Origin of the sequence: Mesorhizobium sp. M0910 (assembly GCF_040319465.1) — a bacterium.
Lineage (GTDB): Bacteria > Pseudomonadota > Alphaproteobacteria > Rhizobiales > Rhizobiaceae > Mesorhizobium.
Genome location: NZ_JAMYNZ010000006.1, coordinates 321,675 through 345,552, shown reverse-complemented (window position 1 = coordinate 345,552; position 23,878 = coordinate 321,675). Strand labels below are relative to the sequence as shown.

The following is a 23,878-nucleotide window of genomic DNA, read 5'->3' as shown; positions in this document are numbered from 1 at the left end:
AACCCACCATTTTCGGCTCGGCCTGACCTGAATCTCAACACATCTCCAAGCGTTTCAGGGCGCTAGCAAAACATTCCGCCAGCCAGCCGTTCCCCGCGATGCCTTTCGCTTGAATGTCGGGCGGATAAAGCCTAATTAGAACTATTCCAAACTAGTTGCCCGAAATGGGCACGGAGACGGCCATGTTCATCCAGACCGAGTCGACGCCAAACCCGGCGACGCTGAAATTCCTGCCCGGCAAGGAAGTGCTGCAAGAAGGCACCGCCGATTTCCGCGATGCCGATAGCGCCGCGACGGCTTCGCCGCTCGCCGGCCGGCTGTTCGAAATCCCCGGCGTCACCGGCGTCTTCTTCGGCTATGATTTCATCACCGTGACCAAGGACGGCCCCGACTGGCAGCATCTGAAGCCGGCTATCCTCGGCGCCATCATGGAGCATTTCATGTCCGGCGCCCCGGTGATGGCCAAGGCCGGCCCCGCCGCCGAGACCAGCCAGACCGGCGAATTCTACGACAAGGCCGACGAGGAGTTGGTCGTCACCATCAAGGAGCTGCTCGACACGCGGGTGCGCCCAGCGGTGGCCCAGGATGGCGGCGACATCACCTTCCGCGGCTTTGAGAACGGCACCGTGTTCCTGCACATGAAGGGCGCCTGCGCCGGCTGTCCGTCGTCGACGGCGACGCTGAAGCACGGCATCCAGAACCTGCTCCGGCACTTTGTGCCGGAAGTGCAGCACGTCGAACAGGTCTCCTGACGCACCGTTCCATCGTCAACGTCGATAGACAACAAAAAACCGGGCCAAAGTGCCCGGTTTTCTGTTTGCGACGTCTGTGTTGTTGCCTAGACGGTCCGCGTATAAAGCTCTTCTTGTCTGACCATGGTCTTGTCCGGAATCCCACTGATCATGGTCTTACAGAACGATGACCTTGGCGCCGACCGAGGTGCGGTCGTAGAGGTCGATAATGTCCTGGTTCATTAGCCGGATGCAGCCCGACGACATCGCCTTGCCGATCGAATTCCATTCCGGGCTGCCATGCAGGCGGTAGCCCATGTCGCCGCCTTTGTTGAACAGGTACATGGCGCGCGCGCCGAGCGGGTTCTTCAACCCCGGCTCCATGCCGCCGGCAAACTTGGCCAGCTCCGGCTGGCGCTTGATCATCTGCGAAGGCGGTGTCCAGGTCGGCCATTCGCGCTTTAGCGCAATACGGGCGGTGCCGTGCCATTCGAAACCCTCACGGCCGACGCCGATGCCGTAGCGCATCGCTTCGCCGTCGCCCATGACGAAAAAGAGGAACTTGTTCTGCGTATCGACGATGATGGTGCCCGGCTTTTCCCTGGTGTCGTAGTCGACGATCTGCCGGCGGTATTTGAACGGCACCTTTTCGATCGGAACGCGCGGCAGGTGATAGCCGGCGTCGGTCACCGCGCCGTAGTTGTTGGTGAAGATCTGCGAGCCGATGGTGCTGCAACCGGCGACAGCCGTCGACAGCGCCAGGGCCGCGACGATTGCAAGTGACTTCATGCGCATGAAAAGGTCCGATGCCTGCCCAAACAACAGCGGCTCGAGTCGGCCGCTTTTTTCATCTTCATTCATGCTGGCATTTGCTTTGCTTGCCAAGCGGGCGATGCCTATATCCTTGGACTTGCGTGCTGGTAAACCTGCGACTATGGTATTTCGGCAACAGCCCCCGCAGGATTATGTTGCAAAATCAATGGGCCAAGAACAAGAACCAGGAGACGAGGACATCACCCATGAATGTCGGTGACGCTGCCCGGCGCTCTGGCCTGCGGCCAAGACCATCCGTTGCTACGAGGAGATCGGCCTGAGACGCGGCCGCCGCAGGGGAAAGTCCAGACGGGCCGGGTTTTAATAAAGGACGCCGCGAAGCACGGTCCAGGCCAGAAGCCCGAACGTGCCGATCACCACCAATGCACCAAGGACCGTGCCGATCGTTTCAGGCAGTCCATCGGGGCGACCAGGACCGTCGGCCATTCAACTATCGATCATGACGTAGGCCGCACCAAACACGGCAACGATAATTGCCCCAAGCACCGCCCATCCTCTGATAGCCGGGCGGATTTCCTCCGGCGTCGCCGATTTCCGGTCGTCATCTTCCGTCATCTAATGTTCCTCGTAAAACACCGTAGCCGACATTGAAAGCGCTAGCTGCCGGCGCTGCCAAGAGCCGCAGTGGACTCTTTTGCGCAAAAGTTTAGGAACGTGCGCCGTTCGCGAGCAAGCGTTACCTAGCCTTCCACACTCCGCAAAGCGCGGGCGGCGGTCACGATCCCGGTGGGCGATAGCGGATCGACTTGGCTTTCCCAAGCGCCTCCATCGTCTCTTCGACACTTAACAGCACGGTGGTCTGGTACGAGCTGAGTGCGCCTCCCGCACCGATGGCCAGCATGACGGATGCCATCGACACGTTGTCCGGCGCCTCCCACAGGTTCCAGCCATCGTACTCTCCGAAGGCATACCAGAACCCGTGCAGCTTTCCGCCGACCGACTCGATGTAGGACCGGGCAGCCTCGCGTCTATCCTCGGGATTATCCATCAAGCGCGCCCAGGTTTCGGGCCTGTAGCTGAATCGCGTGAGATACATCGGCATGGTTCGTCTCCTCCCAGAGCTGCCCCCACGAAGACAGTTAAGCGCCCCAATTCGGGAGAACGCGAGTCGTTTCCGAGGCGTAGTACCGCTGGCTTAGTTGCAGGGCCGCTAATGGACCTGTTTCAATTGCCTTTCCCAAGGGGAGTAAGGTCAATGGCCGCATATCTCATTGCTGATGTAGATATAACCGACGCCGCCGTTTTCGAGGAATACCGCCGGGATGTGCCGGCAACCGAAGCCCGCTATGGGGGGAGGTACATCGCTCGCGGCGGAGCCACCAAAGTTCTGGAAGGCGATTGGGAACCTCATCGCCTCGTCATTGTCGAATTCCCGGACATGGCTTCCCTCCTGGCATGGTACGACTCTCCAGAATACGGCCGCCTCAAAGCCATCCGCGAACGCTGCGCAAAGACGAGAATTATTGCTCTGGAGGGCTTGATGCCGGTTAGTTAAGGCCGGGCTGGCCAGTCGGATAAATCACCCTGAAAAACCGGGTTCAAACCGTGAACAAAATCTGGCATGGTGTCGCCATGCCGATCATCTCACCTCTACCCCTCAATCCGCTCATCGACGGCCGCCAGTCGGAGCGCGCCATGCTGGTCAGGCGTGGCGTGCAGCGGCTGCTCAGGCAGATGGGCGCGCATGTCTTGCCCGAACTGTCGCTGGCCACCGGCCGGCGCGCCGATCTCGTGGCGCTGACCCGCCAGGGCGACATCTGGATCATCGAGATCAAATCCTCGATCGAGGATTTCAGGGTCGACCGCAAATGGCCGGACTACCGGCTGCATTCCGACCGCTTCTTCTTCGCCACCCATCCCGGCGTACCCCAGGAGATCTTTCCGGAGGAGTGCGGCTTCATTCTCTCCGACGGCTACGGTGCCGAGATTTTGCGCGATGCGCCCGAGCACCGCATGGCAGCTGTGACGCGCAAGGCGCTGATGCTGCGGATCGCACGCGCCGGTGCGTCGCGGCTGCTCGCCGCCGAGCTTGCCGGCGTGTCGGTGCCGGCACTGGACGGCGAGAGCGAGTAGGGGGTGCGCTCGTCGTGATTTCAGACGTCGCGCTGCCCCTCATCCGGCCGCTGCGCGGGTGAGGGGGCATCTTCCCAAATGCGATAGCCGTGCGGAAGCGAGGATGAGAACCGCTATTCCACGATGCGGTAGATGTTCCATAGGCTGGTGCCCGACACGACATAGGGCTCCATCTCCTTGCCCCATTTGGCGTGCGCGGCGATCTTGCCGATCCTGGCGAAGAACGCCTCCAACTGGCGAGGCTTTCGACCTGGTATGTGACCCGACCGTCGCTTCCCGCGCGCCGGTCGATCCGGTCATGATCTGGAAGTTGAGGTCGTCGAGACCGACCTGCGAGCCGATCTCGCGTTCTCATTCTTTAACAGTTCGAGCACGGTCTGCTTGTGGCCGAACTTGGCGTCGATCTGCCATCTGGCACTGAACATCGCCGCTTCCTTATTCGTCCCAGGCCTGCACGACGGTCTGCCGCGCGATCTGGCCGTTCTTCAGCTCCAGCATTGCCGCGCAGAATACCTTGGTCCCGTCCGGATAGGAGCAGGCCTGGGTGAAGGCGAGGTTGTTGCCGTCGGCGATGGTGGTGTCGACCTTGTGGGTCATCGCCCGGCTGCAGATGTCGTCCCAGAATGTAGTGATCGCAGCGCGCCCGCGGATTTCGCGCGGCTTGCTCGGCGGGTTGTTGCGGTCGATCACCCGCACCAATGCGTCGTCGGCATAGAAGCTCGCCAGCAATTTTCCATCACGGCCCTCAATCGCCTTCTTGATCGCAGCGCCGTCTATCGTCTGTGTCTTGGTCAGCATTTTTTCCTCCATAGGCCCGTTTTCTCGGATCGGGTGGTTGCTTGATCAGGCACTGCCCGGCGCTCGCCGCCGGGCAGTGGCTTCTTCACTGCGACTTCGCCTTGACGGCCGCGAACACCTCGTCGGACTGCTTCTTGAAGGTGGCGAGATCGACCTGGCTGCCGTTGAGCATCGTCGACCAGTGGCGCACGATCGCCGCCATCGCCACCGCCTCCTTGATCTCCTCGTCGCTGGCGCCATTGAGCTTGGCCGCCTGCGTGTGGAAATAGATGCAGTACTGGCAGGGGATCTGCGAGGCGACGGCGAGGCCCATCAATTCCTTGGTCTTGCCGTCGAGCGCGGTGTTCGGGTTGAGCTGCACGCCCTTGATCTCGGCCCAGGCGCCGGCAACGGCGACGTCCGGCAGCGTCTTGAACATGTCCGGTACCGAGCCGAGCGTTGCCTGGATGTCCTTGTAGGCAGCCGTCGCCGAGGCGTCTTCGGCCTTGGCAGGAACGATCGCCAACAGCGCGCCAACGCCTGCCGCCAGCACCAGTGATTTGAGTGTCGACTTCAGCATTTTATTCCTCCCTTCGCAGCGCCTTTCCCGGCGACATCCGCCTGGCCTGCATGGGACGAAGTGATAGCGCTTACGCATGCCCGGCCGCTTCGCCCGAAAGCGCCATGGCTCCTATGGCCCGTGCGGGCCAGCGTGCCGAGCCGAGAACGCCGCCGCCGCCGCCCGCGACGGCAGGTCCAGCTTGAGCAGAATATTGGCGACGTGGCGCTTGACGGTGTGTTCGCTCAGCTCGAGTTCGGCGGCGATCGCGGCATTGCTCTTGCCATCGGCGATGAGGTTCACCACCTCGCTTTCGCGCGCCGTCAGTGCGGCCGGCTCGGCAGCCTTGGCCTTCGGCCGGCAGGCCGGCTCCAGATGCTGTTCCGAGGTCGCCTGCACCAGCGCCAGCGGCTCATCCAGCTCGTCAAGCGCGATGCGCCCGGCGTCATTGAAATGAAGGCCTGAACCGGCGGCGAGGTCGGCGACCAGCCGCGAAGCGAGGATGTCGCCGCGCCCGGCATGCGCGGCAAGCTGCATCGTCACGCGCGCCGTCAACCCCGTCGGCGGCCCACGCAACTCGACCTCGCCGACATGCACGCCTTGCGCGCTGGCGACGCCGATCTCCTGCGCCGCATCGCGCAGCGCCGCCGCGCAGCGTACGGCCCGCGCCGGGCCGTCGAAGCGCGCCATCATCAGCTCGCTATGTGTGCCGGCCGGGCGGCCGCCATGGCGCCCGACCAGCAGCCGCCATGTTTCCTGGAAACGCTGGCTGCGCTCCCTCCACATGCGGTCGCCAAGCCGCGCCGTGTCGTAGATCCGGGTGACCAGCAGTGCAGCCAGCACGCGCTCGGCCTCGGCAACGGCGCGCGCTCCGGTCAGGAATTCCTCGATCAGATCGGCCACCCGGTCGATATCGCCGGTCCAGATCGGGTGGTCGCGCCCGGCCACCTCGACCAGCCGCGAATTCGGGATCTTCCTTGCCAGGAAGCGGCTGGCCTCCGGGTCGACGCGCGCATCGTTGCGGCGATGCATGAGCAGCGTCGGTGCGCTGATCGCCGCCAGCACGCCGCGCACGTCGATAGCCGCATTCATGCGGGCCAGGGCGATTGCCGCGGTCGGGCTCGCCGACAGCCGCTCGAAGCGCGCCCACCATGTGGCGAAACGCGGATCGTCGACGCGGCCGGGCGCGAAATGCGGCAGGGTGGCGCCGGTGCCCCATGCGGTCTCCGCCGTCGCGATGAACGCCTCCAGGCGTTCCGGCGGCATCACCCATTTGTGGAAATGCGCATAGCCGCCATAAAGCGCCAGCGCCCGCGTCCGCTCCGGGTAGGTGGCGGCGAACAGCATTGCCATCGGCGCGCCTTCCGAAGCGCCGAGCAAGGCGGCGCGGCCGCTGCCGGTCGCATCCATCACCGCGCGTACATCGTCCATGCGGGTTTCGAGGCTGGGCAGGTGGTGGACATCGACGCGGTCGGACAGACCGGTGCCGCGCTTGTCGAACAGGATCAGCCGTGAGAACGCGGAAAGCCGCTTCAACAGCCGGGTGTAGCCCTCGTCTTCCCAGTGCAGGTCGAGATTGGAAATGAAACCCGGCACGAAGACGAGATCGAGCGATCCCTGACCGACCACCTGATAGGCGATCCGCACGTCGCCACTGAGCGCGTATCGAGTTTCGATCGGCCTCACGAGGTTTGTCCGCCCGACCCGACGACTTCTTATCGCCGGATCATAGCAGAGGCGCGCAGCTTGCGGCAGATGAAACTTTAGAGGGCGTGAATGTGGGCCCGCGGCGCCTACTTCTGTGGCGCGGCGGTCGTCTCGGTGTTCGCTCCGCCAGCGCTGAAACCTGCGCCCTCCGGCGCGCCCGGCCGCTTGATCCTGGGCGCGGCCGCGACGACAAGCTCGTTGAACCCCTCGCCGCCGCTGTCCAGCATCTCGAACAATTGCCGGCGCATCCTCGGCTCCCAGAACTTGTTGATGTGCTCGGCGACGCCGGCAATGCCTTGCTCGCGCGGCTTTGAGTGGAAAAAAGCGGCGATCTGGTTGGCCATGCGAACCAGCTTTTCGCTGGTGCTCATGAGGTGGCCCTCGTCATGCGACATGCTTGGCAACTCCGGAAACCACTCGGTCAGGATGGGTGAAAATATCGAAATCGTCGCCGCGCACCAGCGCCACCAGCGTCATGCCGGAATCGTCCGCGGTGCGGATGGCAAGTGCCGTCGGCGCCGAGACGGCAATGATGACGGCCGAGCCGATTGCCGCGGTCTTCTGCACCATCTCGACCGAAACGCGCGACGTGACGACGACGGCCCCCGACCTGCCGTCGATACCGGCTTTGGCCAGCGCGCCAGCCAGCTTGTCCAGCGCGTTGTGGCGGCCGACATCCTCACGCGCCATGACGATGCCCTTGCCGGGGAGGTAAAAACCGGCGGCGTGGACGGCACCGGTCTCGGCGTGCAGCGGCTGCAGCTTCGACAAAAGCTTGACCGAGCGGACGATGTCATCGGCCTGAAGTGTAAGTTGCGACGCACCGACCGGGTTTACCGAGCGCATCGCCTCCTCGATCGATTCGATGCCGCACAACCCGCAGCCGACCGGGCCGGCCAGCCGTCTGCGACGCGCTTCGAAGCGGGTGTTGGCGCTGTCCTTCAGCCGGATCTGGATATCGATGCCGGCACCGTGATCCTCGACCTCGATCGCTTCGATTTCGTCCGGCGAGGCAATGATGCCTTCGGTCAGCGAGAAGCCGAGCGCGAAATCCTCGAAATCAGCCGGGCTTGCCATCATCACCGCATGCGTGGTGCCGGCAAAGGAGAACGCCACCGGCGTCTCTTCCGGCACCATGCGGTTGGCGGCCGCAGTGCCGCCGGCGCGGCGCGCGAGGCGGCTGATCTGTGTGACAGCACGACGTTTGGGCATCACGCGGCACCCCCCTCTGGCCTGCCCTCTTTGTCATCATTTGGCATCTCCCCCTCAAGGGGGGAGATCGGCAGTTCAGGCGTCGCGTCGCACCTTTCGACTTTGGTGATTGGCGAAAGTCGAGATGACATCCAATTTCCCCCCCTGAGGGGGAGATGGCCGGCAGGCCAGAGGGGGGTACTCCGGCACGAAACCAAAACCGCTACTCCGCTGCTTGCAGCGGGGCGATGCGGCGGCTTTGCTTTGCCTGCTCGTCATAGTCGCGCTGCCATTCCGACGGGCCGTTGGATGCACCCACCTGCACCGCGGTCACCTTGTATTCCGGGCAGTTGGTCGCCCAGTCGGAGAAGTCGGTGGTGATGACGTTGGCCTGGGTGTCGGGATGGTGGAAGGTCGTATAGACGACGCCCGGCGACACCCGCTCGGTGATCAGCGCGCGCAGCGTCGTCTCGCCGGAGCGGCTGGTCAGCCGCACCCAGTCGCCGTCGCGCAGGCCGCGATTTTCGGCATCGTGCGGATGGATCTCCAGCCGGTCCTCGCTATGCCAGACCACATTGTCGGTGCGCCGGGTCTGCGCGCCGACATTGTATTGCGACAGGATGCGGCCGGTGGTCAGCAGCAGCGGGAAGCGCGGTCCGGTCCTTTCGTCGGTCGCGACGTATTCGGTGCGGATGAACTTGCCCTTGCCGCGCACGAAGCCGCCAATGTGCATGATCGGCGTGCCTTCCGGCGACTTCTCGTTGCAGGGCCACTGTACCGAGCCCACCCGGTCGAGAAGGTCGAAGGAAACGCCGGCGAAACTCGGTGTTGTCTTGGCGATCTCGTCCATGATCTGCGACGGATGCGTGTAGTTCCAGCCGAGGCCGAGCGCCTTGGCGAGCTCCTGCGTCGCTTCCCAGTCGGCATAGCCGCATTTCGGCTCCATCACCTTGCGCACCATGTTGATGCGGCGCTCGGCATTGGTGAAGGTGCCGTCCTTCTCGAGGAACGTCGAGCCGGGCAGGAACACATGCGCGTAGTTGGCCGTCTCGTTGAGGAAGAGGTCGTGCACGACGACGCATTCCATCGCGGCGAGACCGGCGGCGACATGCTTGGTGTCGGGGTCCGACTGCAGGATGTCCTCGCCCTGCACATAGAGCCCCTTGAACGAGCCATCGACGGCCGCATCCAGCATATTGGGGATGCGCAGGCCGGGCTCGTCGTCGAGCTTGACGCCCCACAGGCTCTCATAGATGGCGCGCACCGCGTCGCCTGAAATGTGGCGATAGCCGGGAAGCTCGTGCGGGAACGAGCCCATGTCGCAGGAGCCCTGCACATTGTTCTGGCCGCGCAGCGGGTTCACGCCGACGCCCGGCCGGCCGATATTGCCGGTCGCCATGGCGAGGTTGGCAATGGCGATGACGGTGGTCGAGCCCTGGCTGTGCTCGGTCACGCCGAGGCCGTAATAGATCGCGCCGTTACCGCCGCGGGCGTAGAGCCGCGCCGCGCCGCGTATGTCGTCGGGATCGACATTTGCAAGCTGGCCGACCACTTCCGGGCTATTTTCCGGCAGCGCCACGAACGATGCCCAGTCCTGGAACTCGTCCCAGTCGCAGCGCTCGCGGATGAAGGCCTCGTCGAACAGGCCCTCGGTGACGATGACATGGGCAAGTGCGGTCAGCATGGCGACGTTGGTGCCCGGCTTCAGCGGCAGATGGAACTGCGCCTCGACGTGGGCCGAGCGCACGATGTCGGTGCGGCGCGGATCGAGCACGATCAGCTTGGCGCCCTCGCGCATGCGCTTCTTCATGCGCGAGGCGAACACCGGATGCGCATCGGTCGGATTGGCGCCGATCAGCAGGATCACGTCCGTCTGCTCGATCGAATCGAAGTCCTGCGTGCCGGCGGAGGTGCCGAAGGTCTGGCCGAGACCATAGCCGGTCGGCGAATGGCAGACGCGGGCGCAGGTATCGACATTGTTGTTGCGGAAGCCCTGCCGGACAAGCTTCTGGACGAGGTAGGTCTCCTCGTTGGTGCAGCGCGAGGAGGTGATGCCGCCGATCGAGGTGCGGCCGTACTGGTATTGGATGCGGCGGAATTCATTCGCCGTGTGGGTGAGCGCCTCTTCCCACGACACTTCGCGCCACGGATCACTGACCCGCTCCCGGATCATTGGTTTCAGGATACGGTCCTTGTGCGTTGCGTAGCCATAGGCGAAGCGGCCCTTGACGCAGGAGTGGCCGTGGTTGGCCTTGCCTGCCTTGTAGGGCATCATGCGGATGACCTCGTCGCCCTTGACCTCGGCCTTGAACGAGCAGCCGACGCCGCAATAGGCGCAGGTGGTGACGGTCGAGCGCTCGGGCAGGCCTTTCGCCAGCACGGTCTTTTCCCTCAGCGCATCGGTCGGGCAGGCCTGCACGCAGGCCCCGCACGACACGCATTCGGAATCGACGAACGCCTCGTGCATGCCGGCCGAGACCCTGGATTCGAAGCCGCGGCCCTCGATGGTCAGCGCGAACGTGCCCTGCACCTCCTCACAGGCGCGCACGCAGCGCGAGCAGACGATGCACTGCGTCGGATCGTAGGTGAAATACGGGTTCGATTCATCGCGGGCGATGTAATCGATGGTCAGCGAGCCATGGCCGGGCGCCACGCCGTTTTCCTGCTTGACGTGGTTGCGGCCGTCCACGCCATAGCGGTTCTCGGTCAGGCCGACCGTCCTGACGACCTTGTCGAACTCGCTGGCGCCAGTGCCGGCCTTCTCGCCCCACGCCGCCGGATGGTCGGAGACGTAGAGTTCCATCACGCCGCGGCGAATGGCGTCTAGCCGGTCGCTCTGCGTATGCACGACCATGCCTTCGCCGACCGGCGTCGTGCACGAGGCCGGCGTGCCGCCGCGCCCGTCGATCTCGACGAGGCAGACCCGGCAAGAGCCGAACGAGTCCAGCATGTCGGTGGCGCAGAGTTTCGGGATTTCGACGCCCGCTTCCATCGAAGCGCGCATGATCGAGGTACCGGCCGGCACCGTTATCGACTTGCCGTCGACCGTCAGCGTTACCTTTTGTTCCGCTTCAGAGGCGGGTGTGCCGTAGTCGATTTCCTGGACCAGCGATTTGATGTCGAATGCCGCGTTCATGCCTGTCCGCTCCTATTCCGCTGCTTCGGCGACCGGCGTCGGCCGAAAGTCGTCCGGGAAATGGTTGAGTGCACTCATCACTGGATATGGGGTGAAGCCGCCGAGAGCGCAAAGCGAGCCGAACTTCATCGTGTTGCAAAGGTCGGTGACCAGCGCGATCTGCTTTTCCGGTTCGACGTTCTGGGCGAGCCGGTCCAGCACCTCGACACCGCGCGTCGAGCCGATGCGGCACGGCGTGCACTTGCCGCAGCTCTCGATGGCGCAGAATTCCATGGCAAAGCGTGCCTGCTTCAGCATGTCGGCGCTGTCGTCGAAAACGACGATGCCGGCATGGCCGATCAGCCCGTCCTTGGCGGCAAACGCTTCGTAATCGAACGGCGTGTCGAACAGCGCGCGCGGGAAATAGGCGCCGAGCGGGCCACCCACCTGCACCGCTTTGACCGGGCGTCCCGTCGCCGTGCCGCCGCCGATATCGTCGACGATCTCGCCCAGCGTCATGCCGAACGCCGCCTCGTAGAGACCGGGATACTTGACGTTGCCGGCAATCTGGATCGGGATGGTGCCGCGTGAACGGCCCATGCCGAAATCCTTGTAGAAGGCGGCGCCCTTGTCCATGATCACCGGCACCGAGGCCAGCGAGATGACGTTGTTGATCACCGTCGGTTTGCCGAACAGGCCCTTATGCGCCGGCAGCGGCGGCTTGGCCCGCACCTGCCCGCGCTTGCCTTCGAGGCTGTCAAGCAGCGCGGTCTCCTCACCGCAGACATAGGCGCCGGCGCCGACGCGCACTTCCATGTCGAATGAATTGGCCGAGCCGAGCACATTGACGCCGAGCACGCCGGCCTTGCGGGCGATCTCGACGGCCTTCTGCATCACCGCCACCGCATGCGGATATTCGGAGCGGATATAGATGAACCCCTTCGTCGCGCCGGTGGCGATGCCGGCGATCGCCATGCCTTCGATCAGCACGAAAGGGTCGCCTTCCATGATCATGCGGTCGGCGAACGTGCCGGAATCGCCTTCATCGGCATTGCAGACGATGTATTTGCGGTCGGCCGACGTATCGAGCACCGTCTTCCATTTGATGCCGGTCGGGAAGCCGGCGCCGCCACGACCGCGCAGCCCGGACTCGGTCACCTGTTTGACGATGTCGGCCGGCGTCATCGCCACTGCATTCTGCAGGCCGTTCAGCCCGCCATGCGCCTTGTAGTGATCGAGCGACAGCGGATCGGTGACGCCGCAGCGCGCAAAGGTCAGCCGCGTCTGCCTGGCCAGGAATGGGATCTTGTCGGGAGCGCCGAGCCAGCGCTTGTGGTGACCGCCGGTGAGGAAGCCGCAGTCGAACAGGCTTTTGACGTCGGATGGCTTCACCGGCCCATAGGCGACACGGCCATTGGCCGTTGCCACCTCGACCATCGGCTCGAGGAAATAGGCACCGCGCGAGCCGTTGCGCACGATCTTGGCCTCGATGCCGCGCTCGGCCAATTCCGCCCGAACCGCCTTGGCGACCTTTTCCGCACCCAGCGCCAGCGCGCCGGAATCGCCGGGAATATAGATACGCGGGATCATGAGCGCACCTCGGCAACGATTTCATTGAGCTTTTCGTCGTCGAGCCGCCCGATCACCTCGCCGTCCAGCATCGCCGACGGCGAGCAGGCGCAAAGGCCGAGGCAATAGACCGGCTCCAGCGTCACCGAACCGTCGCGGGTTGTCTCGTGGAAGCCTATGCCCAGCAATGATTTGAGCCTGGCGGCAATCGCATCCGAACCCATCGACTGGCAGGCTTCCGCCTGGCAGAGCTTCAGCACATGCCGGCCGGCCGGCTGGCTGCGATAATCGTGATAGAAGGTGACGACGCCATGCACCTCGGCCCTGGAGATGTTCAGCGCCTCGGCGATGACCGGCAGCGCATCCTGCGGCACATAGCCGAACTCTTCCTGTATGCCGTGCAGGATCGGCAACAGCGGGCCTTCGAGGCCTTTCAGCTCGTGGATGATCGCCGCGGTGCGCGATGCGATCTCGGTACTTGCAGGCTGCATCGTCATGCAGCGCCCTCCCTGGTCGTGGCGGTCTTCCGCTAAGTGCTTAGGAAATCAGAGGAAACCCGCTAAATCAATAAAGCCGATCCGTTGCTCGATAGAAATTTTCTATCGTTCGCGATCACCAGCATTGTCTAGCCTAGCGACGGGTGCGGAAATCGTCCGCCAGCGCCATTGCCTCGTCCAACAGCGCCGAGACCAGCGGCGTGTGCGGTTCGCGCGGCGCCGCCACCAGCCCGACGGTGTGGCTGGCATCCGGTTCGACGATCGGGATAGCCCGGATCGGCTCGGAAAAGCCGAACGTTTCCGCAAGGTTAAGCGGCATGATGGACGACCATTTGCCGGTGCGGATATGCGAGAACAGCACGATCATCGAGTTGGATTCCAATGTCGGCCGCACCTGCACGCCGGCTTCGGCCAGATGCTGGTCGATGATGCGGCGGTTCTGCATGTCCGGCGTCAGCAGGCAGAGCGGCAGCTGACTGAGCTCGGCCCATGTCACTTTGTCGCGGTCGAAATACGGGTTCCCGACGGCGGTGATCAGCTGATAGCGCTCGTCGTAGAGCGGCACGCTGGTGACGCGTCCGAGCGGCTCGTTGTCGAGATAGGTAATGCCGGCGTCGATATCGAAATTGCCGAGCAGCGACAGCACCTCGATCGAGGTCCGCGACAGCACCGAGAAGGTGACGCCGGGGTGTTTTGCCCGAAACGGCGTCGTCAATCGCGCCACCATGGCCAGCGCCGTCGGGATCGCCGCGATGCGGATACGCCCTGACAGGCCGTGACGCGCCGCCCGCATCTCCTCGCGCATGGTCCTGCTATCGCCGACGATGCGGCGCGCCCACACCAGCACCTGTTTGCCTTCCGGCGTCAGCCCCTGGAAGCGCGAGCCGCGCAGCACCAGCATCACGCCGAGCTGGCCCTCCAGCTGCTTGATGCCGGCCGAAAGTGTCGGCTGGGTGACGCCGCATACTTCGGCCGCCCGGCCGAAATGCTCTTCCTTGGCAAGTGCTATGAAGAATTCCAGCTTGTCGATCATGCCGTCGGGAGCCTGTCACGGACGATATGTCCTGTCGTAGCGCGCAAGGTCGTGGAAATCGCCTTCGGCCGCAAGCCGCCTGTGTAAATCGTCCGCATCCACATCTTTCAGCCGGCTTACTGTTTCCCGCAATGGAATGCGGCGCTATGTGGATCAGACGGGGTCGTGGACTGGACACGATGGGAGACCGAACATGCTGGGCTGGTTCCGCAAGCTTTTGCCGCGCGAAGATCGCTTCTTCGACCTGTTCGAGCGGCATTCCCGCACCGTGGTCGGTGGCGCCGAGGCACTGCAGCAGCTGTTGCAGGGCAACGACATCGACCGCTGGTGTCAGACGATCATCGATCTCGAGGACGAAGCCGATCAGATCACCGCGGAGGTGCTGCTTGCGGTGCGGCGCTCCTTCATCACGCCCTTCGATCGCGGCGACATCAAGGACCTGATCCAGTCGATGGATGATGCCATCGACATGATGCACAAGACCGTCAAGACGGTAAGGCTGTTCGAGAAGAAGGAATTCGACCCGCTGATGCAGGAAATGGGAGGCGTCATCGTCGAGGCCGCCAAGCTGGTGGCCGAGGCGATCCCGCTGCTCGGCAAGGTCGGGGCGCACACGGTGCGCCTTAATGCCATCGCCGAGGAAGTCATGCGCGCCGAAGGCCGGGCCGACGACCTGCACGAGCAAGGCCTGAAGGACCTGTTCAAGCGGCATGGCCGCAGCGACCCGATGGCCTATCTGATCGGCAGCGAGATCTACGGCCAGCTGGAGAAGGTGGTCGACCGCTTCGAGGACGTTGCCAACGAAATCAGCGGCATCGTCATCGAGAACGTATAGTGGAAGCCGCGATAGCCTTTCCCGTGCTGGTCGGCCTTGTCGTCGTCGCGCTGTTCTTCGATTTCCTCAACGGCCTGCACGATGCCGCCAACTCCATCGCCACCATCGTCTCCACCCGGGTGCTGCGGCCGCATTATGCGGTGTTCTGGGCGGCCTTCTTCAATTTCATCGCCTTCATGTTCTTCGGTCTCCACGTGGCGGAGACGCTGGGAACCGGCATCATCGACGCCAGCATCGTCACGCCGGCAGTGATCTTCGCAGCACTTGTCGGCGCCATCGTCTGGAACATCGTCACCTGGCTCGTCGGCATCCCGTCCAGCAGTTCGCACGCGCTGATCGGCGGTCTGGTCGGCGCCGGCGTCGCCAAGGCAGGCACCGGCGCCATCGTCTGGGCCGGGTTGGGCAAGACCACGGCGGCCATCGTGCTATCGCCGGCGGCAGGCTTTCTGCTGGCGCTCGTCCTGATCCTCGCGGTCTCCTGGCTGTTCCTGCGGCAGACACCGTTTGCCGTCGACAGCACCTTCCGCGTCATGCAGTTCTTTTCCGCCTCGCTCTATTCGCTCGGCCATGGCGGCAACGACGCGCAGAAGACCATGGGCATCATCGCCGTGCTCCTCTATTCGCAAGGCATGCTCGGCGCGAATTTTTACGTGCCGCTGTGGGTCGTCATCACCTGTCAGTCGGCGCTGGCGCTGGGCACATTGTTCGGCGGCTGGCGCATCGTCCACACCATGGGCTCGAAGATCACCCGGCTGAACCCGATGCAGGGTTTCTGCGCCGAGACCGGCGGTGCGATTACCCTGTTCGCCGCCACCTGGCTCGGTATTCCTGTATCGACCACGCACACGATCACCGGCGCCATCATCGGCGTCGGCGCCGCCCGCCGCGTCTCCGCGGTTCGCTGGGGCATTGCCGGCAACATCGTGGTGGCATGGATCGTCACCTTGCCGGCAACCGCGGCGATCGCGGCTCTCACCTACCTCGCGGTCGGCCTGGCAAAGTGATGTGAACGGGCCAGCGTCTGGAGCCGCCTCTGGCGCGGCGACTACCTGTCCACAAGGTTCAGGATGTTGCCGTCCGGATCCTTGAACCACGCGACCTTCATGCCCTGGCCGACATGGACATCGCCCTCCAGCGCCAGGCCTGGCATGTCGTAATGCTCGAAGGTCACGCCCTTCGATTTCAATGCCTCAACGATTTTGCCGAGTTCATCGCCGACCGTCCAGGTCACAGCCGTCGCCTTGTTGGTCCCGGCGAAGTTCGAACGATACACGTTGATGCTGGTGTCGCCGCTCTTATAGACGATCAGTTCACCACCCTCATTGTTCACTTCTTTCAGGCCGAGGACCCCTTCGTAGAATGCCCTGGCCTTGGCCAGGTCCTTCACAGCGAGATTGGCCGTTGCGTTGCTGTTTGCGAGCATGATTCGTCTCCTTCCCTGGCGGTCATTCCATGTCCACTGAAATAGGTTGCGTTGACGATTTGGCGACGGCCACTCCCGCTGGAAATGCTGTCGTATGGTCGCTTCCTCCCCGATACGCCGCTGCAACTGTTGGTCCATCGCTTGGTTCTGTTCCGGAACTGCATTATCTGGAGCGGAAAAGTAGAGGAAAAACTCATGCCCGCCGCCCATGAAAACGTGACCAAGGAAATGGTTATCGAGCGCCTGAAGACGGTCAATGGGCCGGATTTCACCGGCAATATCGTCGACCTCGGCATGGTTTCCGAGATTTTCATTGCCGATGCCAAGGTGTTCTTCTCGATCACCGTTCCCGCTGCCCGTGCCCAGGAGATGGAGCCGCTGCGTGCGGCGGCCGAACGTGTCGTCAAGGCGATCCCCGGTGTCGCCGGCGCCGTGGTCGCGCTGACGGCGGAAAAGAAGGGCGGCGGCATGGAGGCGCCGGTTCCGCAAAGACCGGCTCAGAGGCCCGCTCCATCGGCTGCACCTGCGCGTCCCGCCCCGCAGGCGCCTGCCTCGCACAGCCAGGGCAAGCGCGGCGTACCCGGCATCGAGGCCATCATCGCCGTCGCTTCCGGCAAGGGCGGCGTCGGCAAGTCGACCACCGCCGTCAATATCGCCCTTGGGCTTGCCGCCAACGGGCTGCGGGTCGGCGTGCTCGATGCCGATATTTATGGCCCTTCCATGCCGCGTCTGCTCAACATTCGAGGCAGGCCGCAGACCGTCGACGGCAAGATCCTGAAACCGATGCAAAATTATGGCCTCAAGGTCATGTCGATGGGCTTTCTCGTCGATGAGGAGACGCCGATGATCTGGCGCGGGCCGATGGTGATGTCGGCATTGACGCAGATGCTGCGCGAGGTCGAATGGGGACCGCTCGATGTGCTCGTCGTCGACATGCCGCCCGGCACCGGCGACGCCCAGCTGACCATGGCCCAACAGGTGCCGCTGGCCGGCGCCGTCATCGTCTCGACGCCACAGGACCTGGCCCTGATCGATGCGCGCAAAGGCCTCAACATGTTCAGAAAGGTCGACGTGCCGCTATTGGGTATCGTCGAAAATATGAGCTATTTTCTCGCCCCCGATACGGGAAAACGCTACGACATCTTCGGCCATGGCGGCGCGCGCCGCGAGGCCGAGCGTCTCGGGGTCACCTTCCTTGGCGAAGTGCCGCTCGAGATGGGCATCCGCGAAAGCTCGGATGCTGGCACGCCGGTGGTGGTCTCGAAACCCGATGGCGCCGAGGCGAAAATCTACCGCGACATCGCCGCCAAGGTTTGGGACCGCGTCAATGAAGAGCGCGGCGCGGCCGAGGCTGCAGTGCCGAGCATCGTGTTCGAGTGATGCGGATGTCCTCCCCCAAGTGGGACCTTGAGGGGAGGGCGGCCGGAGGGGCTAGGTCCGCGGCGACACGTTCCAGCTTTTCCGGGATAGCGCGGCTGACAAACCACGATCCCGTCTAGCGCGGAGGCAGATGTGTGTCTATCGCACCAAAGTGCGGATTCGGATGGCGCGTGCCCCTTGCCTGCTCCCGCGCGTTGTCATATCGATTTGTCATACAAATACGGAGACCACGATGGCAGGCGCCCCCACCAGCAAGAAAAAATTTCGCTCGCAGGAGTGGTTCGACAATCCCGACAATCCGGGCATGACGGCACTCTATTTGGAACGTTACCTGAATTACGGGCTGACGCGGGCCGAACTGATGTCCGGCAAGCCGCTGATCGGCATCGCGCAGACCGGCTCGGACCTGTCGCCCTGCAACCGCCACCACATCGAACTGGCCAAGCGGGTGCGCGAAGGCATTGTCTCGATGGGCGGCATCCCTTTCGAGTTCCCTTGCCACCCGATCCAGGAGACCGGCAAACGGCCGACTGCTGCACTTGATCGCAACCTTGCCTATCTCAGCCTGGTGGAGGTGCTCTACGGCTATCCGCTCGACGGTGTGGTGCTCACCATCGGCTGCGACAAGACGACGCCTGCCATGCTGATGGCCGCGGCCACCGTCAACATCCCGGCTATCGCGCTTTCGGTCGGGCCGATGCTCAACGGCTGGCACAAGGGCAAGCGCACCGGCTCCGGCACTATCGTCTGGGAATCGCGCCAGCGCCTGTCGGCCGGCGAGATTGGCTATGACGAGTTCATGGATATCGTTGCCTCCTCGGCGCCGTCGACCGGCTATTGCAACACGATGGGCACCGCCACCACGATGAATTCGCTGGCCGAGGCGCTCGGCATGCAATTGCCGGGCTCGGCCGCTATCCCCGCCCCCTATCGCGAACGCGGCCAGATCGCCTACGAGACCGGAAAGCGCATCGTCGACATGGTGCATGAGGATCTGAAGCCCTCCGACATCATGACCCGTAAGGCCTTCGAGAACGCCATCGTCGTCAACTCGGCGATCGGCGGCTCGACCAACGCGCCGATCCACCTCAACGCCATCGCCCGCCATCTCGGCGTGCCGCTCGACAATGACGATTGGCAGAAGGTCGGCCTCAACATACCGCTCATCGTCAATCTGCAGCCGACGGGCGAATATCTCGGAGAGGACTATCACCATGCCGGCGGCGTGCCGGCCGTGATCGCCGAACTGATGAAGGGCGGCCTGCTGCCCTATCCGGAAGCCACGACCGCTAACGGCAAGACCATCGGCGACAATTGCCGCGGCGCCGTTAACGAGAACCTCGACGTCATCCGCCCGGTTGCCGAGCCGCTGAAAGCCAATGCCGGCTTCATCAATCTCAAGGGCAATCTGTTCGATTCGGCGATCATGAAGACCAGCGGCATCTCGCCCGAGTTCCGCGAGCGCTATCTGTCGAACCCGAAGGACCCCGAAGCCTTCGAGGGCAACGCCATGGTCTTCGACGGCCCCGAGGACTATCACGCCCGCATCGACGACCCGGCACAGGGCATCGACGAGCACACCATCCTGTTCATGCGCGGCGCCGGTCCGATCGGCTATCCCGGCGGCGCTGAAGTCGTCAATATGCAGCCGCCTGCCTATCTGATCAAAAAGGGCATCCACGCGCTGGCCTGCATCGGCGACGGTCGCCAGTCGGGCACGTCGGGCTCACCATCGATCCTCAACGCCTCGCCGGAAGCCGCCATCGGCGGCGGCTTAGCACTACTGAAGACCGGCGACCGCGTCCGCATCGACCTGCGCAAGGGCACCGCCGACATCCTCGTCAGCGACGACGAGATCGCGCGGCGCCGCGCCGAGCTGCAGAACAATGGCGGCTATCACTATCCGAAGCACCAGACGCCCTGGCAGGAAATCCAGCGCGGCATGGTCGACCAGTTTTCCGAAGGCATGGTGCTGAAGCCGGCGGTGAAATACCAGGATGTGGCGCATACAAGCGGCGTGCCGAGGGACAATCACTGACCAGGGTCCATCGCACGGGCCAGCCGTCAGGTCGCCGGTGTTGCGGTCACCTCATTTCTCCCCGTTAACAGCCCGCTAACGGGGAGAAATGCCCGGCACAGAGTTGGACGCCATCGTTTGTCAAAAACGATTGTCCTGCGACAGCAGGGACAAATGCTTGACAAGCGAGCGTGACAAATCCACGATCATCGCAAGGGGTGCATCGCGACGACCCCGTGAGGCGTCAGCCCAACGTTCGCGTCCAAGCTTCTCTTTCAAGGAGGTGGACGCCATGCCGTCAACAACCGCTATCACCGTATCGCAACTATCCCGTCTGATTGGGCTGCCAGGTGCGCCCGCAGTCATCGACGTCCGCATCGATGATGACTACAACTCCGATCCGCGCCTGCTGCCGGGGTCGGATCGGCGTGATTTCAGGACTGTCTCGAACTGGGCTGCCGACTTCGCCGGCAGGCAAGTGACAGTCGTCTGCCAGCAGGGGAAAAAGCTCTCGCAAGGCGTCGCCGCATGGCTGCGCCACGAGGGCATAGCCGCCGAATCGCTCGACGGCGGGTTTGAAGCATGGCGCGATGCCAAGGGCCTTCTCGTTCACGCCGACAAGATACCGCCCGTTGACGCCAAGGGCCGCACCGTTTGGGTGACGCGTACGCGCCCGAAGGTCGATCGCATCGCCTGCCCTTGGCTGATCCGACGCTTCATCGATCCGCACGCGGTCTTTCTCTTCGTCGAGCCGGCTGAAGTGTCGGCCGTCGCCGATCGCTTTCAGGCCGTGCCTTTCGACATCGAGAACGTGTTCTGGAGCCACCGCGGCGAACGCTGCACCTTCGACACCATGATCGAGGAGTTCGGGTTTAAATCCGAAGCGCTCGATCGCCTGGCCACGATCATACGCGCTGCCGATACTGCGAGCCTCGATCTTGTTCCACAGGCGGCCGGGTTCCTGGCCGCCTCGCTTGGCCTGTCACGGATGTTTCGCGACGATCTGGAGCAGCTCGAGGCCGGCATGCTGCTCTACGATGCGTTCTTCCGCTGGTGCCGCGATGCCACCGAGGAGACGCATAACTGGCCGGCCGCCGGCGCAGTCAGCACGGGCAAACCATCGTGAGCGCCGTCCTTTCGAAAAAGCCGGCGGAGATCCGGGAGCCGGTTGTGCCGAGCTTCCGGCAGGCCGTGAAGGTCTGGGCGAAAATCGGGGTGCTCAGCTTTGGCGGCCCGGCCGGGCAGATCGCGCTCATGCACAAGGAACTGGTCGAGGACCGGCGCTGGATCGGCGAACAGCGCTTCCTGCATGCGTTGAACTACTGCATGCTGCTGCCTGGCCCTGAGGCCCAGCAGCTCGCCATCTATATCGGCTGGTTGCTGCACAAAACGGTCGGCGGCCTTGTTGCCGGCATTCTCTTCGTCATGCCGGGCGCGCTTGTCATGCTCGTCCTGAGCAGCCTCTATGCGCTCTATGGCGACGTACCACTCGTCGCGGCGCTGTTTTTCGGGGTCAAAGCGACCGTGCTCGCCATCGTCATCGAGGCGGTGATCCGGATCGGCAGACGCGCGCTGAAAAACCCCGTCATGGTGTCGATCGCACTCGCCGCCTTCATCGCCATCTACGCGTTGAACGTGCCGTTTCCGCTGATCGTCCTGCTTGCCGGGCTGGCAGGCTGGATCGGCAACCGTAGTGCGCCGGCATTTTTTTCCGGCGTCTCGCATGGCAAGGGCGATGTTCCCGACGTTAAGGGCGCGGTCGATCTGATGTTCGAGCGCGGCGAACTGACCCACGTCAGGCCGACGCGATGGCATGCGCCGCGCACTTTGGCGATCTGGCTACCGATCTGGCTCGGGCCTGTTCTGCTCGTCTGGGCTGTCACCGGCTCTGCCAGCGTATGGACGCAAATCGGTGGCTTTTTCAGTGTCATGGCGGTCGTCACCTTCGGCGGCGCCTACGCCGTCCTTGCCTATGTCGCGCAGGCAGCGGTCGAATCCTTCGGCTGGCTCGCCCCGGGTGAAATGGTCGACGGCCTCGGACTTGCCGAAACCACGCCGGGTCCGCTCATCCTGGTCTTGCAGTTCGTCGGCTTCGTCGCCGCCTTCCGCCACTCCGGCGCGCTCGCGCCGCTTCTTGCCGGATTGTTTGGAGCGCTGCTTACGCTGTGGGCGACGTTTACCCCATGTTTCCTGTGGATATTCCTTGGCGCGCCCTACATCGAAGCGCTGCGCGGCAACAAGGCACTGTCGGCGGCGCTCGGTGCGATCACCGCCGCCGTCGTCGGCGTCATCATGAATCTCGCTCTATGGTTCGGCTTGCACGTCATCTTCGGCGAAGTGCGCAATGTCGGGCTTGGAATGGACGTGCCGGTGCTTTCATCGATAGACTGGCGCGCGGCGCTGCTTTCCTGTGCCTCGATGATCGCCATCCTGAAGCTGAAGATCGGCATGCTGCCGACGCTCGCCGGATCGGCACTGGCCGGTGTCTTGTTGCTGGCTGCGAGCGGGTAACGCTCAGCCGCCCATTCTGTCGCGCGGCAGCTTGATCATATCGCCGAAGCGGGCGCGCAATTTGTCGTCGACCGGTTTTGGCACATGGCGCGGGAAGCGTTCGGCAAGCACGCGTTTCTTCTCGATGATCGCCCGTTGCAGGATATCGGGCCTGCCTTTCTCATTCCATTCCTTCGGCGAAAAGCGGTCGCCGACGGCCGGATAGAAATATTCGGTCTGCATCAGCCGCAGCGTCTGCTCGTTGCCGAGATAATGGCCCGGCCCTTTCAGGCAGACATCGGCAATGGTGTCGATCGACAGCGACTCGTCCGTCACCTCGATGCCGCGCACGCAGCGCAGGCAGTGGCCGAGCATGTCATTGTCGATGATCAGGCTCTCCAGGCAGAAGCCGAGCAGCGAGGCATGCATGCCGGCCGACTCATAGACCAGGTTGAGGCCGGCGAGACCGGCCATCACGTCGGTTATGCCCTTTTCGTAGCCGGACTGAATGTCAGGCAGTTTCGAATCTGTCATGCCGGCGGCCGAACCGCCCGGCAGGTCGTAGAATTGCGCCATCTGCGCGCAGGCCGCGGTCAGCACCGCCTGCTCGGCCGAACCGCCCGACATGGCGCCGGTCCTGAGATCCGAGACAAACGGCCAGGTGCCGAAGATCGCTGGATGGCCGGGCTTGATGGCGTTGACGTAGATGAGGCCGACGAGCACTTCGGCGACCGCCTGCACCACGGCGCCGGCAATCGCCGCCGGTGCCGTCGCACCCGCCTGTCCTGCCGACAGCAGCAGGATCGGAATGCCGCCCTCGACACAGGCTTCGAGAACGCCGCAGGCGTCCTCGGCAAATTTCATCGGCGGCACGACGAAGCAGTTCGAATTGGAGACGAAAGGCCGGGCGCGAAAATTCGCTTCGCCGCCCGCGATCGCATAGAGCATGTCGAGCGCCGGCTTGACGTTCTCGCGCACGGTAAACGAGGTCCCGACATGCTTCGACGTGCCCATGACGCAGGCGTAGAGCGTGTTGAAATCCATATCGAGCGGGTCGGGAATGTCGCGCGGCACCATTGGCCGCTGGAAGAAATGGATGTTGTCGAGCCCTTCGACCAGGCGCGCGGCATCGTAAATGTCCTGCAGCAGCGACTCGCGATACTCACGCTTTTCGACATCGACAAGATGCACCGCAGCACCAGCCGTGCCGTAATGCACACGCTTGCCCTGGATCACCATGTCGTGCTTCGGATCCTGGCCGTGCAGGGTGAAATGCCGCGCCGCTTTCTTGATGGTCTCGAGCACAAGGCCGCGAGGAAAGCGCAGGCGGCCGTCCTCACCGAGGGTCGCGCCCGCCTTGGTCAGCGCCTCGATGCAGGAGGGGATGGCATTGGCGAAGCCGACCGTCTCCAGAAGGGTAAGCACGGCCTCGTGGATACGTTCGCAATCGCTGCCGCTGAGCGGGCTGTAGCTTCCGCCTTCGAGGCCGGCGCGCACCGGCTTGACGTCGTCGGCAAGCGGCGCCGCCCGCATGGCGCGGCGCGCCTCGCGCCCGCCGGACCGCCGCGAACGCTGGTCTGCGGACACGTCCTGCTTCTCATGGGCCATTGGCATGAAGGCACTCCAACTTTAGCTGCGGAGCGGGCG

At 63.7% G+C, this 23,878-nt stretch carries 24 protein-coding genes; 9 read left to right on the top strand and 15 right to left on the bottom strand.

Features of this window, described 5'->3' with window-relative positions; genetic code table 11:
- Window positions 1–182 precede the first annotated feature (182 nt).
- The gene (locus NKH78_RS17685; RefSeq protein WP_023676386.1) at window positions 183–752 is read left to right on the top strand and encodes a NifU family protein; all 570 of its coding nucleotides are present in this window, start codon (window positions 183–185) and stop codon (window positions 750–752) included.
- 156 nt (window positions 753–908) lie between these two features.
- Here the strand turns inward: NKH78_RS17685 and NKH78_RS17680 are convergent, their stop codons facing one another.
- The 4 genes from NKH78_RS17680 to NKH78_RS17665 all read right to left on the bottom strand — a co-directional run bounded on the left by NKH78_RS17680 (window position 909) and on the right by NKH78_RS17665 (window position 2,607).
- A complete protein-coding gene (locus NKH78_RS17680) occupies window positions 909–1,526 on the bottom strand; it encodes a L,D-transpeptidase (protein ID WP_352739354.1) in 618 nt (205 codons plus the stop codon).
- Between the two features lie 339 nt (window positions 1,527–1,865).
- On the bottom strand, window positions 1,866–1,991 hold the full coding sequence (locus NKH78_RS17675) for a hypothetical protein (protein WP_023676388.1): 126 nt from the start codon (window positions 1,989–1,991) through the stop codon (window positions 1,866–1,868).
- The gene (locus NKH78_RS17670; RefSeq protein WP_023676389.1) at window positions 1,992–2,120 is read right to left on the bottom strand and encodes a hypothetical protein; all 129 of its coding nucleotides are present in this window, start codon (window positions 2,118–2,120) and stop codon (window positions 1,992–1,994) included. It abuts the gene before it with no gap.
- A 160-nt stretch (window positions 2,121–2,280) separates the two neighbouring features.
- Window positions 2,281–2,607 (bottom strand): GYD domain-containing protein, encoded by a 327-nt coding sequence (locus tag NKH78_RS17665; protein WP_352739356.1) that lies wholly within the window; start codon window positions 2,605–2,607, stop codon window positions 2,281–2,283.
- Between the two features lie 153 nt (window positions 2,608–2,760).
- Here NKH78_RS17665 and NKH78_RS17660 point away from each other — a divergent pair, with 153 nt between their 5' ends.
- Window positions 2,761–3,060, top strand: a complete 300-nt coding sequence (locus tag NKH78_RS17660) for a DUF1330 domain-containing protein (protein WP_352476053.1) — start codon at window positions 2,761–2,763, stop codon at window positions 3,058–3,060.
- A 77-nt stretch (window positions 3,061–3,137) separates the two neighbouring features.
- Window positions 3,138–3,638: an MmcB family DNA repair protein gene (locus NKH78_RS17655; RefSeq protein WP_352739413.1), complete on the top strand. Its 501-nt coding sequence runs from the start codon at window positions 3,138–3,140 to the stop codon at window positions 3,636–3,638.
- A gap of 435 nt (window positions 3,639–4,073) precedes the next feature.
- On the opposite strand, the gene NKH78_RS17650 is transcribed toward NKH78_RS17655, so the two are convergent.
- The 9 genes from NKH78_RS17650 to NKH78_RS17610 form a co-directional block, all read right to left on the bottom strand.
- Complete coding sequence (locus NKH78_RS17650; RefSeq protein WP_352448516.1) at window positions 4,074–4,436, bottom strand: nuclear transport factor 2 family protein; 363 nt, start codon at window positions 4,434–4,436, stop codon at window positions 4,074–4,076.
- An 85-nt stretch (window positions 4,437–4,521) separates the two neighbouring features.
- On the bottom strand, window positions 4,522–4,995 hold the full coding sequence (locus NKH78_RS17645; protein ID WP_352448517.1) for a carboxymuconolactone decarboxylase family protein: 474 nt from the start codon (window positions 4,993–4,995) through the stop codon (window positions 4,522–4,524).
- A gap of 111 nt (window positions 4,996–5,106) precedes the next feature.
- Complete coding sequence (locus NKH78_RS17640; RefSeq protein ID WP_352883370.1) at window positions 5,107–6,660, bottom strand: alpha/beta fold hydrolase; 1,554 nt, start codon at window positions 6,658–6,660, stop codon at window positions 5,107–5,109.
- Window positions 6,661–6,767: 107 nt separating this feature from the next.
- Window positions 6,768–7,076 carry a formate dehydrogenase subunit delta gene (locus NKH78_RS17635; RefSeq protein ID WP_352739359.1) on the bottom strand — a complete coding sequence of 103 codons (309 nt, stop codon included), beginning with the start codon at window positions 7,074–7,076 and terminating at the stop codon, window positions 6,768–6,770.
- Entirely contained in the window at window positions 7,066–7,893 is an 828-nt protein-coding gene (gene fdhD / locus NKH78_RS17630; protein WP_502899815.1) for a formate dehydrogenase accessory sulfurtransferase FdhD, read from the bottom strand. Before fdhD ends, NKH78_RS17635 begins: the two co-directional genes overlap by 11 nt.
- Before the next feature lie 202 nt (window positions 7,894–8,095).
- Window positions 8,096–11,008, bottom strand: coding sequence for a formate dehydrogenase subunit alpha (fdhF, locus tag NKH78_RS17625; protein WP_352739363.1), 2,913 nt, complete (start codon window positions 11,006–11,008; stop codon window positions 8,096–8,098).
- A 12-nt stretch (window positions 11,009–11,020) separates the two neighbouring features.
- On the bottom strand, window positions 11,021–12,577 hold the full coding sequence (locus NKH78_RS17620) for a formate dehydrogenase beta subunit (RefSeq protein ID WP_352739365.1): 1,557 nt from the start codon (window positions 12,575–12,577) through the stop codon (window positions 11,021–11,023).
- Window positions 12,574–13,053 carry a formate dehydrogenase subunit gamma gene (locus tag NKH78_RS17615; protein WP_352702411.1) on the bottom strand — a complete coding sequence of 160 codons (480 nt, stop codon included), beginning with the start codon at window positions 13,051–13,053 and terminating at the stop codon, window positions 12,574–12,576. The genes NKH78_RS17620 and NKH78_RS17615 overlap by 4 nt, the downstream gene beginning before the upstream one ends.
- Window positions 13,054–13,186: 133 nt before the next feature.
- Entirely contained in the window at window positions 13,187–14,086 is a 900-nt protein-coding gene (locus tag NKH78_RS17610) for a LysR family transcriptional regulator (protein WP_254816176.1), read from the bottom strand.
- Between the two features lie 193 nt (window positions 14,087–14,279).
- Here NKH78_RS17610 and NKH78_RS17605 point away from each other — a divergent pair, with 193 nt between their 5' ends.
- Together NKH78_RS17605 and NKH78_RS17600 are read left to right on the top strand one after the other, a co-directional pair.
- Window positions 14,280–14,921, top strand: coding sequence for a DUF47 domain-containing protein (locus NKH78_RS17605; protein ID WP_254816177.1), 642 nt, complete (start codon window positions 14,280–14,282; stop codon window positions 14,919–14,921).
- On the top strand, window positions 14,921–15,925 hold the full coding sequence (locus NKH78_RS17600; RefSeq protein WP_352506070.1) for an inorganic phosphate transporter: 1,005 nt from the start codon (window positions 14,921–14,923) through the stop codon (window positions 15,923–15,925). Before NKH78_RS17605 ends, NKH78_RS17600 begins: the two co-directional genes overlap by 1 nt.
- A gap of 41 nt (window positions 15,926–15,966) precedes the next feature.
- Here NKH78_RS17600 and NKH78_RS17595 read toward each other — a convergent pair whose 3' ends face one another.
- Window positions 15,967–16,344, bottom strand: coding sequence for a VOC family protein (locus NKH78_RS17595; protein ID WP_352739415.1), 378 nt, complete (start codon window positions 16,342–16,344; stop codon window positions 15,967–15,969).
- A gap of 195 nt (window positions 16,345–16,539) precedes the next feature.
- On the opposite strand from NKH78_RS17595, the gene NKH78_RS17590 reads away from it, so the two are divergent.
- The 4 genes from NKH78_RS17590 to chrA all read left to right on the top strand — a co-directional run bounded on the left by NKH78_RS17590 (window position 16,540) and on the right by chrA (window position 22,252).
- Window positions 16,540–17,724, top strand: a complete 1,185-nt coding sequence (locus NKH78_RS17590; protein ID WP_254816180.1) for an Mrp/NBP35 family ATP-binding protein — start codon at window positions 16,540–16,542, stop codon at window positions 17,722–17,724.
- Window positions 17,725–17,956: 232 nt separating this feature from the next.
- Window positions 17,957–19,762 carry an IlvD/Edd family dehydratase gene (locus NKH78_RS17585; protein WP_352739367.1) on the top strand — a complete coding sequence of 602 codons (1,806 nt, stop codon included), beginning with the start codon at window positions 17,957–17,959 and terminating at the stop codon, window positions 19,760–19,762.
- A 271-nt stretch (window positions 19,763–20,033) separates the two neighbouring features.
- Entirely contained in the window at window positions 20,034–20,867 is an 834-nt protein-coding gene (locus NKH78_RS17580) for a chromate resistance protein ChrB domain-containing protein (protein WP_352739369.1), read from the top strand.
- Entirely contained in the window at window positions 20,864–22,252 is a 1,389-nt protein-coding gene (gene chrA / locus NKH78_RS17575; protein ID WP_352739371.1) for a chromate efflux transporter, read from the top strand. The genes NKH78_RS17580 and chrA overlap by 4 nt, the downstream gene beginning before the upstream one ends.
- Window positions 22,253–22,255: 3 nt before the next feature.
- Here chrA and NKH78_RS17570 read toward each other — a convergent pair whose 3' ends face one another.
- Window positions 22,256–23,845 (bottom strand): trimethylamine methyltransferase family protein, encoded by a 1,590-nt coding sequence (locus NKH78_RS17570; protein WP_352702402.1) that lies wholly within the window; start codon window positions 23,843–23,845, stop codon window positions 22,256–22,258.
- Window positions 23,846–23,878 lie beyond the last annotated feature (33 nt).